12 protein-coding genes and 1 pseudogene are annotated in these 12,696 nt (G+C 72.2%); 2 read left to right on the forward strand and 11 right to left on the reverse strand.

Features of this window, described 5'->3' with window-relative positions; genetic code table 11:
* Positions 1 to 13 precede the first annotated feature (13 nt).
* The 5 genes from rdgB to J2S41_RS28850 form a co-directional block, all read right to left on the reverse strand.
* Positions 14 to 625, reverse strand: coding sequence for an RdgB/HAM1 family non-canonical purine NTP pyrophosphatase (gene rdgB, locus J2S41_RS28830; protein ID WP_310372271.1), 612 nt, complete (start codon positions 623 to 625; stop codon positions 14 to 16).
* Positions 622 to 1,353, reverse strand: coding sequence for a ribonuclease PH (gene rph / locus J2S41_RS28835; RefSeq protein WP_310372272.1), 732 nt, complete (start codon positions 1,351 to 1,353; stop codon positions 622 to 624). Before rph ends, rdgB begins: the two co-directional genes overlap by 4 nt.
* Positions 1,354 to 1,422: 69 nt before the next feature.
* Positions 1,423 to 2,658 carry a glycosyltransferase gene (locus J2S41_RS28840; protein ID WP_510183740.1) on the reverse strand — a complete coding sequence of 412 codons (1,236 nt, stop codon included), beginning with the start codon at positions 2,656 to 2,658 and terminating at the stop codon, positions 1,423 to 1,425.
* Positions 2,659 to 2,663: 5 nt separating this feature from the next.
* On the reverse strand, positions 2,664 to 3,809 hold the full coding sequence (locus J2S41_RS28845) for a glycosyltransferase family 4 protein (protein WP_310372274.1): 1,146 nt from the start codon (positions 3,807 to 3,809) through the stop codon (positions 2,664 to 2,666).
* Between the two features lie 99 nt (positions 3,810 to 3,908).
* Positions 3,909 to 4,655, reverse strand: coding sequence for an MBL fold metallo-hydrolase (locus J2S41_RS28850; RefSeq protein WP_310372276.1), 747 nt, complete (start codon positions 4,653 to 4,655; stop codon positions 3,909 to 3,911).
* A gap of 283 nt (positions 4,656 to 4,938) precedes the next feature.
* Here J2S41_RS28850 and J2S41_RS28855 point away from each other — a divergent pair, with 283 nt between their 5' ends.
* The gene (locus tag J2S41_RS28855) at positions 4,939 to 5,334 is read left to right on the forward strand and encodes a hypothetical protein (protein WP_310372278.1); all 396 of its coding nucleotides are present in this window, start codon (positions 4,939 to 4,941) and stop codon (positions 5,332 to 5,334) included.
* 175 nt (positions 5,335 to 5,509) lie between these two features.
* On the opposite strand, the gene J2S41_RS28860 is transcribed toward J2S41_RS28855, so the two are convergent.
* The 6 genes and pseudogenes from J2S41_RS28860 to J2S41_RS28885 all read right to left on the reverse strand — a co-directional run bounded on the left by J2S41_RS28860 (position 5,510) and on the right by J2S41_RS28885 (position 9,811).
* The gene (locus tag J2S41_RS28860; RefSeq protein ID WP_310372280.1) at positions 5,510 to 6,475 is read right to left on the reverse strand and encodes a PLP-dependent cysteine synthase family protein; all 966 of its coding nucleotides are present in this window, start codon (positions 6,473 to 6,475) and stop codon (positions 5,510 to 5,512) included.
* A gap of 7 nt (positions 6,476 to 6,482) precedes the next feature.
* Positions 6,483 to 6,806 carry a MoaD/ThiS family protein gene (locus tag J2S41_RS28865; RefSeq protein ID WP_310372283.1) on the reverse strand — a complete coding sequence of 108 codons (324 nt, stop codon included), beginning with the start codon at positions 6,804 to 6,806 and terminating at the stop codon, positions 6,483 to 6,485.
* A gap of 75 nt (positions 6,807 to 6,881) precedes the next feature.
* Positions 6,882 to 7,413: pseudogene (locus J2S41_RS28870) on the reverse strand (M67 family metallopeptidase).
* 63 nt (positions 7,414 to 7,476) lie between these two features.
* Positions 7,477 to 7,974 carry a DUF2017 domain-containing protein gene (locus J2S41_RS28875; protein WP_310372285.1) on the reverse strand — a complete coding sequence of 166 codons (498 nt, stop codon included), beginning with the start codon at positions 7,972 to 7,974 and terminating at the stop codon, positions 7,477 to 7,479.
* Between the two features lie 16 nt (positions 7,975 to 7,990).
* Positions 7,991 to 8,281 carry an ATP-dependent Clp protease adapter ClpS gene (gene clpS, locus J2S41_RS28880; protein ID WP_306838681.1) on the reverse strand — a complete coding sequence of 97 codons (291 nt, stop codon included), beginning with the start codon at positions 8,279 to 8,281 and terminating at the stop codon, positions 7,991 to 7,993.
* A 57-nt stretch (positions 8,282 to 8,338) separates the two neighbouring features.
* The gene (locus J2S41_RS28885) at positions 8,339 to 9,811 is read right to left on the reverse strand and encodes a hypothetical protein (protein ID WP_310372290.1); all 1,473 of its coding nucleotides are present in this window, start codon (positions 9,809 to 9,811) and stop codon (positions 8,339 to 8,341) included.
* A 190-nt stretch (positions 9,812 to 10,001) separates the two neighbouring features.
* On the opposite strand from J2S41_RS28885, the gene J2S41_RS28890 reads away from it, so the two are divergent.
* Positions 10,002 to 12,653 (forward strand): LuxR C-terminal-related transcriptional regulator, encoded by a 2,652-nt coding sequence (locus J2S41_RS28890; RefSeq protein WP_310372292.1) that lies wholly within the window; start codon positions 10,002 to 10,004, stop codon positions 12,651 to 12,653.
* The last annotated feature ends 43 nt before the right edge of the window (positions 12,654 to 12,696 follow it).

The raw sequence follows: 12,696 nt of genomic DNA on the forward strand, positions 1-12,696 counted from the left end.
AATGGGTTACGGATTAGGCCAGTTCCTTGGCGATAACTTTGGCGAGTGCCCGGAACGCCTTGCCGCGGTGGCTGATCGCGTTCTTCTCCTCCGGGGTCAGCTCCGCGTTGGTCCGCTGCTGCCCCTCGGCGATGAAGATCGGGTCGTAGCCGAATCCGCCCTCGCCGCGCGGCGCGCGCAGCAGCCGCCCGGTCATCCGCCCGTCCACCAGGTGCTCCTTGCCGCCCGGCAGCACCAGCGCGGCCGCGCAGACGAACGCGGCGCCGCGGTGCTGCTCCGGCACGTCCGCGGTCTGGGCGAGCACCAGGTCGAGGTTGGCCCGGTCGTCGCCGTGCCGGCCGGACCAGCGCGCGCTGAACACGCCCGGCATGCCGGAGAGCGCATCCACGGCCAGGCCGGAGTCGTCCGCGACCGTGGGCAGCCCGGTGTGCCGGACGCCCTCGCGCGCCTTGATCAGCGCGTTCTCGCCGAACGTGAGCCCGGTCTCCGGCACCTCGAGGTACTCCGCCACCGCGTCCAGGCCGACCAGCTGGATGCGGCTGGCGCCGAGCGCCGCGTCCAGGATCTGCTGCAGCTCGGTGAGCTTCTTCGCGTTCCGCGTGGCCAGGAGCAGTTTCGTCGTCATGCCGAGAGCGCCTTCCGCTGAGCCTCCGCCAGGTCGGCGCAGCCGGCCACGCCGAGGTCGAGCAGGGCGTCGAGCTGGGCGCGCCCGAAGACGGTCGCCTCGCCGGTGCCCTGGACCTCGACGAAGTCGCCCTCGCCGGTGCAGACGATGTTCATGTCCACATCGGCCGCCACGTCCTCGGTGTAGCACAGATCGAGCCGGGGCTCACCACCGATCAGGCCGACGCTGACCGCGGACACCGACCGGTTCACGACCCGCTCCACGGTACGGCCGCCGAGCATCTTCCGCTCGGACATCCAGGTGACCGCGTCGTGCAGCGCCACGTAGGCACCGGTGATGGCGGCGGTGCGGGTGCCGCCGTCCGCGTTCAGCACGTCGCAGTCGAGCACGATCGAGTTCTCCCCCAGCGCCTTGAGGTCGACGCACGCGCGGAGGCTGCGCCCGATCAGGCGGGAGATCTCGTGGGTGCGGCCGCCGATGCGCCCCTTCACGCTCTCCCGGTCGGAGCGGGAGTTGGTGGCGCGCGGCAGCATCGCGTACTCCGCGGTCACCCAGCCGAGGCCGGAACCCTTCCGCCAGCGCGGCACCCCCTCGGTGACGCTGGCGGTGCAGAGCACCCGGGTGGCGCCGAACTCGACCAGCACCGACCCTTCCGGATTCGCGCTCCAGTGACGGGCCAGGGTCACCGGTCGGAGTTGCTCGGTCGTTCTGCCATCGGGACGCGCCATGGCGGAAAGCCTATGCGCTGAGCTTCGCGCTCCGCTCGCGGGTGGCGACCGCGTGTCCCACCCCGGCCGTCACGCGCCCGGCGTCGCGCTCGCCCGCGGGGTGGACGTCGCGCCGTGCGCCTTCAGGAAGCCCTCGATCGCCGCGGGCCAGCCGAACTGCTCGGCGCGCGCCCGCGCGGCGGTCCGGCGCTCCTCCTCCGGGCGCTCCAGCAGCGTCTTCACGCCCTCGGCGAACGCCTCGCCGGTGCCCGGCACGGCCATGCCGGCGTCGCCGACCACCTCGGGCAGCGCGCTGGCCGCGTTGACCACCACGGGCGTGCCGCAGGCCAGCGCCTCCAGCGCGGCCAGGCCGAACGTCTCCACCGGGCCGGGCGCGATCGCCACGTCCGCGCTGGCCAGCAGCCCGGCGACGGTGGTGCGGTCGTTGATGAACCCGGCGAACCGGACCGGCAGGCGGGCCGCCTTGTACGCCAGCGCGGCACGGCGCGGGCCGTCGCCCACCACCACCAGCGAGGCCTTGACGCCGGACGCCAGCAGCGCGGCCAGCGCGTCGATGGCCAGTTCCGGCCGCTTCTCCGGGGAGAGGCGGCTGCAGTGCACCAGCAGCGCCTCGTCCTCGCGGGCGAACCGGGCGCGGATGGCCGGGTCGTGGTGCTTCGGCGTGAACGCGTCCAGGTCCACGCCGAGCGGGACCTCCACCAGGTTCGGCGTGTTGATCCGCTTGAACTCGGCGGCGGCCCAGGCGGTGGTGCACAGGATCGTGTCGAACTGGCGGGCGGTGCGCGCGTTCAGCACGTCTGCCGCGCTCCCGCCGACGCCGGCCGGCACGCCCCACACGGTCAGCAGGCCGGCCAGGCTCTCGTGCGACACCATCATCGACGGCACGCCGTGCGCCTTCGCCCACTCGCCGGTCCAGCGCAGCGTGCTGCGGTCGGAGACCTCCAGCCGGTCCGGCCGCAGATCCTCCAGCACGCGGGAGAGCCGGCGGCGGCCGAGCATCAGCCGGTAGCCGCCGGTCCGCGGGACCATGGTGCCGGGCAGCGTGATGACCCGCCCGTAGGAGGTCATCTCGTCGCCGGCCTTCTTACCGGGGACGACCAGGATCGACTCGTGCCCGGCGTCCTGGTAGCCCTCACCCAGATTGCGCAGGGCGGTGCGCAGGCCGCCGGAACGGGACATGACGAAGTTCGCCAGCCGGACGATGCGCAGGCCGCTCTGCGGCGTCATGGGCTCCGACGACGCACGCTGGCCGGGGATCGGCACCGGGGGAACCTCCTGGTCGGGGCGGACGTGCAGGATCGACACGGCCGTCAGGCCGCCATCTGCACGGACGCCGGCACACCGGGACCGGCGACCACGGCAGCGTAATGCCCGATGAGTTCGTCGCCAACGGCCGCCCAGCTTCGCCGGGCCACGGCGGCCCGTGCGGCACGCCCGAACTCGATCCGCCGCTCGTCGTCCGCGACCAGGTCGGCGACCGCGTCGGCGAGCGCGCCGGCGTCCTCCGGCGGCACCAGCACGCCGGTCGTGTCCGGCTTGACCAGGTCGACCGGGCCACCGACCGCGGGCGCGACGACCGGCAGTCCGGAGGCCATGGCCTCCTGCACGGTCTGGCCGAACGTCTCGTACGGCCCGGTGTGGGCGAAGATGTCCATGCTGGCGTACGTCCGGGCCAGCTCGTCGCCGTGCAGCGCGCCGAGGAACAGCGCGTCCGGCACCGCCTTCTCCAGGTCCTTGCGCGCCGGGCCGTCGCCGACGATGACGACCTTCACGCCGGGCAGGCGGCTGGTCCGGGCCAGCAGGTCGACGCGCTTCTCCACGGCCAGGCGGCCGACGTAGCCGACGATCAGCTCACCGTTCGGCGCGAGCGAGCGGCGCACCGCCTCGGACCGGTGGTCGGGGCGGAACCGCTCCACGTCCACGCCGCGGCGCCACAGCCAGACCCGGGACACGCCGTGCGCGATGAGCGCCTCGGCCGCCGCGGTGGAGGGCGCCAGCGTACGGTCGGCGGCGTTGTGGATCGTGCGGATCCACTTCCACGCCGTGGCCTCGCCCCAGCCGAGCTTGTACAGACGCGCGTAGGCGGCCACGTCGGTCTGGTAGACCGCCACGGTCGGCAGGCCGCGCTGAGCGGCCAGCACGGAGCCGCGCCCGCCCAGGAAGAACGGGCTGGCCAGATGGACGACGTCGGGCTGGTGCCCGTCGAGCGCCTCGGCGATCTTGGGCACCGGCAGGCCGAGGCGGAAGTCCTTGTACCCGAGCATCGGGAAGCTCGCCACCCGCACCACCGGGTAGTCGGTGACCGGCAGCGCACGGCGGGTCATCATCGCCGGATTCGGCGCGATGACCAGCGGCTCGTGCCCCTTGCTGACGAGGTGCTCCGCGACGCGCACGACGGAGTGCGCGACGCCGTTGACGTCCGGCAGGAACGACTCCGTAATGATCGCTACACGCATGGGCTCACCGTGCGGCTACGGCCGGTGCGGCAGATAAAAGGCGGTTGTCCATACGGCGAACTCTGGCACAAAAAACGCCACCATGGTCAATGGATGATGTCAGATGTCATACCGCGCCCCCGGACGGACGATCTCCACCGGACCGTCGAAGGCGGCCTGCGCCGCGTCCTGGGTCAGCGCCTCGCTGCCCCACGCCGCCACGAGATGCGTCAGCAGCAGCCGGCCGACCGCCGCCTTGTCCGCGATCTCGCCCGCCTCGCGGCCGGTCAGGTGCAGGTCAGGCGGGTTGTCCACGCCGTCGAGGTAACTCGCCTCGCAGAGGAACACGTCCGCGCCCTGGGCCAGCCGCAGCAGCGAGTCGCAGACCGCGGTGTCCGACGAGTATGCCAGCACGCGACCCTCGTGCTCGACCCGCACGCCGTAGGTCTCTATCGGGTGATTGACACGGTCCACGGTGACGGAGAACGGGCCGATCGGGAACGTGCCGGGCTGGAGACTGTAGAACGTGTAGACGTCGTCGACCGGGCCCTCGTCCAGGCTGTACGCCGCCGCGATCCGGTCCGGGGCACCGTCCGGCGCGTAGACCGGCAGCGGCGGCAGCGGGCCGTCCGGCGCGTACCGCCGGGCCACCACGTAGGTGCAGGCGTCCAGCACGTGGTCGCAGTGCAGGTGGCTGATCAGGATGGCGTTCACCGAGTGCAGGCCGGCGTAGCGCTGCAGCGCGCTCATCGAGCCGGAGCCGAAGTCGATCAGAAGGTTGAAACCGTCGACCGAGAGCAGGTACGCGGAACAGGCCGACTCGGGTCCGGGAAAACTGCCGGCACAGCCAAGCACGGTCAATCGCATTCTGCTACCCCGTTGTCACGCTGCGCTGTCGACGAACACCCGCTCGGACTCCCGCCGGAGATCGTCCGCCGAGAATCCACCACGCTGCGCAGCCTACGCCGTGACCAGTGCGGCGCAGAAAGGTCTGATCGAACTTGTCACGAAGGTGACAACGGATTGCGATAAGCGTTCCGATCGTTCTCACGCCCCGGAATCGTTACGCGGCGTGCGCATGCGGCGTTGCACAGGGTAAGGAGTCTCCCCCCGGCGCGGCAACAGCTCCATTCCGAGAACGGAGAACGACGTGCCCGACGCCCCGACCACCGGATGGCTCCCGATGTTCACGGAGACCACCGATCTGCCTGATCAGCGACGTGCCCCGGTCACCGGGCCGGCGTTTCGCATGCCCGCCGAGACCGATCCCGCGCCGACCACCCGGCGGCTGCTGGCCATGTGCGCGTGGTCCGGCGCGCTCGCGCTGCTCGGCCTGACCGTCGCGGTCCGCAGTGTCGCCGCGATGTTCGCCGGCACCGCGCCGCACTGGCTGGACTCCGCACTCCTGGGCGCGGGTGTGACCGGGATCGCACTCACGGTCGGCGCCTTCACCTCGATCCACCGCCGCCGGCTGCCGTGGGCCATGCTGGCGCTGGCCACGGCCGCGCTGATCGCGGCCGCGATCACGACGGTGCTCACGGCCTGACCGCCGCCCGCGTGCGGACCGCCGATCACCAGCCCGATCTTCCCGCTTCCGGCGTGGTCGCGGTCCGCACGCTCCGCGGCACCGGTCGGCCGCAGGGGACGAAGCGTCCACCCCGGTCGGGGGTGGGCGGTCGGGCTCCCTGTCAGCGCCGTCGTGGGTCGCCATCAACGGGCCGTCAGGCCCAGAGCTGGCCTTCGAGCTTCTCCTCCGCCTCGGCGAGCGTGCCGCCGTAGGCGCCGGTGGAGAGGTACTTCCAGCCGCCGTCGGCGACCAGGAACGCGACGTCCGCCCGCTTGCCCGCCTTCACCGCCTCGTGCGCCACATTGAGCGCCGCGTGCAGCACGGCACCGGTGGAGAAGCCCGCGAACAGGCCCTCCACCTCGACCAGTTGCCGGGTGCGCAGCACCGAATCGCGGGTGCCGACGGAGAACCGGCGGGTCAGCACCGTGGCGTCGTAGAGCTCCGGCACGTACCCCTCGTCGAGGTTGCGCAGGCCGTAGACCAGCTCGCCGTAGCGCGGCTCGGCCGCCACGATCTCGATGCCCTCGACCTTCTCACGCAGGTAGCGGCCGGTGCCCATGAGCGTGCCGGTGGTGCCGAGCCCGGCCACGAAGTGCGTGATCGTCGGCAGGTCGCGCAGCAGCTCGGGCCCGGTGGTCTCGTAGTGGGCGCGCGCGTTCGCCTCGTTGCCGTACTGGAAGAGCATCACCCAGTCCGGATGCTCCGCCGCGATCTGCTTCGCGGTGGCGACGGCCTGATTGGAGCCGCCGGCCGCGGGCGAGAAGATGATCTCGGCGCCGTACATCCGGAGCAGCTGGGTGCGCTCGGCCGACACGTTCTCCGGCATCACGCAGACCAGCCGGTAGCCGCGCAGCTTCGCCACCATGGCCAGCGAGATGCCGGTGTTGCCGCTGGTCGGCTCCAGGATCGTGTCGCCCGGCCGGATCCGGCCGGCCTCCTCGGCCGCCCGGATCATGAAGAGGGCGGCGCGGTCCTTCACGCTGCCGGTGGGGTTGCGATCCTCCAGCTTCGCCCACAGGCGGACCGGTGGCGCCCCCTCGGGCACCACCGGTGACAGGCGAGGCAGTCCGATCAGCGGCGTGTCACCGCCGAGGTCCAGCAGGCTGTCGTACCGCGCCATGGCGTCGTCAGCGGCCGTTGTGGCCGAGCAGCGCGGCCGCGGCGGCGAACCCGAACGCGCCACCGGCCACGGCCGGGAGCACGGTCACGGACGCGCCGTCGGAGAGCTTGGCGTCGAGGCCGCCGAGGAAACGCACGTCCTCGTCGTTGACGTAGATGTTCACGAACCGGTGCAGCGTGCCCTCCGGCGTGACCAGGCGGCCACGGATGCCGGAGTGGCGCGAGTCCAGGTCGGTGAGCAGGTCGGCGAGCGTGTCGCCGGAGCCCTCGACGACCTTGGCACCGCCGGTGTAGCTGCGCAGGATGGTGGGGATGCGAACTTCGATGGCCATGGTGGCGTACTCCTGGAGAAAGAATCGACAGACGACGATTTGTGGGGAACGACTAGTGCTGGGAAGCGCGAGTGATCAGCGCTGACACTCGTAGTCGACCGTCGTCGGACTCTGACCAAACATGTACGACTGGACCGCGTGCGGGTCCAGACCAAACGTTTCAGGCACCATGGGGCATCAGCTCCATGGACTCAATGGTGCCATCCCGCACCTCGACCGGCTCCTCGGTGACCTCACCGTCCACGATGCGGAACGAGCGGATCTCCTCGGAGTCCGGCTCGCGCGTGGAGACCAGCAGGTAGTGCGCGCCGGGCTCGCCGGCGAAGGAGATGTCGGTGCGGGACGGGAACGCCTCCGTGGCGGTGTGCGAGTGGTAGATGACCACCGGCTCCTCGTCACGGTCGTCCATCTCGCGCCAGACCCGCAACTGCTCCATCGAGTCGAACTCGTAGAACGTCATCGACCGGGCCGCGTTGTCCATCGGGATGTGCCGCACCGGCCGGTCGCTGCCGATCGGGCCGGCGACCACGCCGCACGCCTCGTCCGGGTGGTCCCGGCGGGCGTGGGCGACGATCGCGTCGAGGATCGCCCGGTCAATGGTCAGCACGTCGGCCACTTTACCCCGGCCCGCCGCCGCCCGGCCGTCCCCGTGGCGGCCGTCACCACCCGGTCACCCGTCGATCAGCGCGTGCAGCAGTGACTCCTGCAGGTACCCCAGGTACTGGTAGACCGAGAGCTGGAACAGGCGGGTGGACGTGGGGTCGTGCAGCACCGCGTCGTCGATCTCGTCGGCCAGATCGGTCTCCGGCTTGATCTCCAGCCGGACGCCCATCGCCAACCGCGCGTCGTTGATCGCGCGCAGCCAGGCCTCGGCCTCCTCCGCGTCCAGCGAGACCTCGCCGCCGCCGTCGGACGGCAGCCCGGCGAGGATCGCGCCGGCCTGGTCGATCTTCGCGGTCTTCAGGTCGCCCTCGGTGTACCGCCGGACCTCCTCGCTCTCCGCGGGCTGGTCCGGGTAGATCGCCGGGAAGAGCCGGTCGACCACCGGGTCGTCATGGTCGAAGCCGTCCGTGAGCAGGCCCACGACCTCGCTCGCGACCTTGCGCAGCACGCGCGCTTCCTCCTGGGCGAAGACGGCCACGCACTGCGTGCCCTGGCGCCGGAACATGCTCACCGTCCTCCCGTCACTGGCGGTCCACCGTCGCCCACAAACCATAGGCATGCAGCTGGGAGGCGTCGTGCTCCATGCGCTCCCGGGCGCCGGTCGAGACCACCGCCCGGCCCTTGTGGTGGACCGCCAGCATCAGCTCCTCGGCCTTCTCCCGGCTGTATCCGAACAGCTTCTGGAAAACCCAGGTCACATACGTCATGAGATTGACCGGATCATCCCAGACGATCGTCACCCACGGACGGTCCTCGACCGGGAGCTCTTCGATGTCTGGCGTCTCAACCGGTGCGATCTGCGGCGCCGCCATGTCCCCATCGTGCCACCGAGTCCGCTGTGGTGAGGAACCGACCGAACGACGAGTCGCTCAACTCAGCAGAATGCCGTGGTCGACGGCGTCCGTGAGCACCGCGCCGAGCGAGCGCTGCACCGCCTCGAACCGGCGGCTGATCTCCCGGAGCAGCTCCAGCTCGACGCCGCGGATGGCCAGTTGGAGCCACGAGCGGGCGCGGTTGTTGTCCCGGTTCGCCGGATGCCGCCAGTACGTGTAGCAGGCGCCGGACAGCCCGATGCCGAGCGCCGGCAGCGGGCGCGGCAGCCCGGGCGTCTGGTACGCCGCCAGCGCCGCCACCGCACCCTCGCCGGCCACCGCCGCCACGCCACCGGTGTTCGTGACCAGGAGCACGCGCTCCAGGTCGCGGGCGGACCGATCGTCGGCGAACCCGTCCCGGACCGCCGCGATCACCCGGCGGCGCGCCGCCTCCGTGGCCGGCTCGTCCAGCACCAGCTCCAGCAGGTCGTCGATGATCTTCTCGGCCGCGGCGTCGCACTCCGCCACCGCGGACAGCGACAGCGCGTGCATCTCCCGGTCGAGTGAGCCGGGCAGCCCGGCGCAGCCCTCACCGAAGACGATCTCCTGCACGCAGCGCAGGTGGATGTTGGCGATCTCGATGGCCAGCCGCTGCCGGATCACCTGCGTGTTCGTCCGGATGAGGTCCTCCAGCCGGTCGGTCCAGCCGGAGCGCTCCGCGTCGGGCGCCACGTGCACGGTGCGGCCGGAGCCGGGCGGGACCGGCGGGTTGAAGCTGGCCCGCTCCAGCCCTTCCAGCCCGGACCACTCGATCAGCGCGCGGCGCAGGAACGCGGTGTCCGCCACGGCCGGGTCCACCGTGTGCCAGCCCGCGTCCACCGCGGCGGGCACGGCCGCGATCACGGCGTCGCGCGCGTCGCCGATCGCGGTCTCGACCGCGCCGTCGCCCCAGGTGCCGTCCGCGGCCGGGGTGAGCGCGAAGAACAGCTCGACGCCGGACCGGTACAGCTCGGTGAGCAGCGTGGCCTCGGCCGGCAGCAGCCGGTGACCGGCGGAGACGACGTAGAGCACGGCGCCGCCGCGGGTGGCCGCGTCGAGCAGGATCCGGGTGCCGGCCGCGGAGAGCCGCTCCGCGTCCGGCGTGTCGACCAGCGCGAAGTGGCGCAGCACCGGGTTCGGCAGGGTCAGCTCGATGCGGCGCGGCGGCCGGGCGCCGGACTCCTCGCCCGGCGGCGGAGGCGTGAACGGCTGCGGCTGGCGGTTGCCGGGCACGTAGGCGCAGACGTCGCGGCTGTGCCCGTACGTGACGACCAGGTAGCTGTCGTCCGGCCGGTCGAGCAGCGGGCCGGCCGCGTCCAGCAGCGCGCCGAGCACCCCGGCGCGCCCGCTGCCCCGGGCACCGACGATGATCAGGGCGATCGGCTCGTCCGGGACCGGCTCGGGCTGCACGGCGCGCGGGCGTGACGCCTTCCGCTGCCTCGGCGCCGGTGGCACGGTGTTCGGCGCCTGGATCGGCCCGCTCTGCTGCATGGTGCGGCTCCTCAACGGATGTTCGCCAGAATCAGGCCGCGGCACGGTGAGCCTCGCGGCTGGAGAAGACGGTACGTGAAGGCGCGCTTACGCCACAGCTCCCGCGGTACTCAATGGACTCGTGGATCATTACTCAATTCCGCCATTACGGTAACTGTGCGGAGCCGTATCCCGTCGATATGCTGCTCGGGTGCGTCCGTGGAGCTTCGTCGGCCGGACCCAGGAGTTGCAGCGCCTCGTCGCCGCCGCCACCAGCGGAGGCGAACGCGGCCTCATTTTCAGCGGTGTCGCCGGTATTGGCAAGAGTCGACTCCTGCGTGAGGGAGTCGACGTCCTTCCCCGCGACGGTTACGCCACGTGGTACGCGTCCGCGAACATCGCCACCGCGGGCCTGCCGTTCGGCGGCCTGACCCAGGTGCTCCCCCCCGACCAGCCGGTCGGCCTCTCCCCCGCCGGACTGCTCCGCTGGGCGATGGATTCCCTGGTGGAGCGCGCGGCCGGCCGCCGGATCGTGCTGGCGATCGACGACGCGCACCTGCTCGACCCCACGTCCGCCGCGCTGGTCTACCTGATCGTCCGCTCCGGCCACGCCACCGTGCTGGGCACGCTGCGCAGCGGCGAGCCGGTGCCGCTGCCGATCCGCGCACTGTGGACGGACGACCTGGTGGACCACGCGGAGCTGTCGCCGCTGACCATCGCGGACACCACGCACATGCTGGGCGAGATCCTCGGCGGCGAGATCGAGTCCGCGTCCGCGGAGCGGCTCTGGCGGATGTCGCTGGGCAACGCGCTGTTCCTGCGCGAGCTGGTGATCGCGGCGCAGGCCGGCGACGAGATGACCGAGCACTTCGGCGTGTGGCGGTGGACCGGACGGCTGGAGCTGGCGCCGGACCTGACCGACCTGATCGACACCCGGATCGGGCGCCTCAGCCCGGACGTGCGCACCGCGGTGGAACTGGTCGCGCTCGGCGAGCCGCTCGGTCTGGACCTGCTGACCACGATAGTGCGGCCCGCCGAGGTGGAGATCGCGGAGGAGCGCGGCCTGATCCGGGTCACCACGGACGACCGGCGGCACAACGTCCGGCTGGCCCATCCGCTGTACGGCGAGGTGGTGCGCCGCCGCTGCCCGGTCAGCCGCAGCCGCCGGCTCACCGCACTGCTCGCGGACGCGGTCGAGGGGGTGGGCGCGCGCCGCCGCGACGACCTGCTGCGGGTCGCGGTGTGGCGGCTCGACTCCGGCACCGCGAAGGATCCGGCGCTGCTGCTCGGCGCCGGCCTGCAGGCCTACAGCCGGTTCGACGTGCCGTTGGCGCTGCGCCTGGCCAAGGCCGCGGTGGACGCGGGCGGCGGCTTCTCGTCCGCGGAGTTGCTGGCCACGCTGCTGATGTTCGCCGACCAGCCGGACGACGCGCTCCAGGTGATCGACTCGGTCTGGGACGAGGCGGACACCGACGAGCGGCGGACCCGGTGGTACTCGGCCCGCGCGCTGATCTGCTTCTGGGGCCTGAGCCGGGAGAAGACGGTCACCGAGATCTCCGAGGCGGTCGGCGGGCTGCGCGACGCCAACCACCGCTCCCGGCTGCGCGCGTTCGAGTCGATGATGCGCTTCCACCAGCTGGAGCACGAGGACGCGCTGAACATCGGCCGCGCCGTGCTGGACCGCCCGGCCACGGACGGGATCAGCCGGGCGCTGGTCTACAGCATGCTGACCCACCTGCGGGCCGCGCGCGGCGAGCTGACCGACAGCGACCGGGCCGCGTCCCGCGTGGTCGCCGACCTGGCGTCCTGGCAGACCGAGATGCCGTACATCAAGGTCGCCATGGAGCTGGGCCGCGGCACCCGGCTGATCCTCGGCGGCGACCTGCGCAGCATCGACGAGATCGTGGCGGACGAGTTCGCGGACCTGGCCGACGCCGGCGAGTTCCGGCTCGGTTCCGGGTACGTCTCGGTGCTGCGCGCCCAGGCGGCCCGGCTGCGCGGGCAGACCGGCGACGCGCTGCGGCACAGCCTCCAGGCCTGCGCGATGCTGGCGGCCAGCCGGGTGTTCGCCGGCCTCGCGCACGCGGAGCGCGCGATGGCCGCGGCGCTGCGCGGCGAGGCGGCGCTGGCGGCCGAGGCGATGGCGGACTCCGACCGTACCCACGGCACCAACCTGCTCGTGCTGTATCCCTGGCGTGAGCAGGCGCGCGCCTGGACGCGCGCGGCCGCGGGCGACCTGGCCGGCGCCGTGGAGACGCTGCGGCAGCTGGCCGAGCGGCTGCGCCGGGACCGGATGGCCGGGCACGAGTTGTACGCGCTGCACGATCTGGTCCGGCTCGGCTTCCCGGCGCTGCCGCTGTCGCTGCCGGAGGGCGGGCTGACCACGGTCACCGAGCGGCTGGCGGAGCTGGCCCGGCAGGTCGACGGCCCGATGCCGTCGCTGATCTCCCGGCACGCCCGGGCCGCGGCCGGTGGGTCGGAGGCGGAACTGCTCTGGGTGGCCGACCAGTTCGCCCGGCAGGACTTCCTGCTGTTCGCGGCGGAGGCGACCGCTACCGCGGTGCGACTGCTGCGCGACCAGCGCTCGCCGCAGACCCAGCTGATCGGCGCGCGGCTGGCCGAGCTGAAGCAGCGCTGCCAGCTGATCGACACGCCCGCGCTGCGCGTCGACCGGGTCCGGCTGACCGAGCGGGAACGGCAGGTCGCGGAGCTGGCCGCGATGGGCACGCCGAGCAAGGAGATCGCGGAGCAGTTGTTCCTCTCCGCCCGCACGGTGGAGAACCATCTGCAGCGGGTGTACGTGAAGTTGGGCATCAGCGGCCGTACCGAGCTGCCGGCCGCACTCCAATCGATCTCAGATTGAGTTAGACTCCTCACAGCGCTAACCCTCGGTTCATCGCATACGC

Source organism: Catenuloplanes atrovinosus (assembly GCF_031458235.1).
Lineage (GTDB): Bacteria > Actinomycetota > Actinomycetes > Mycobacteriales > Micromonosporaceae > Catenuloplanes > Catenuloplanes atrovinosus.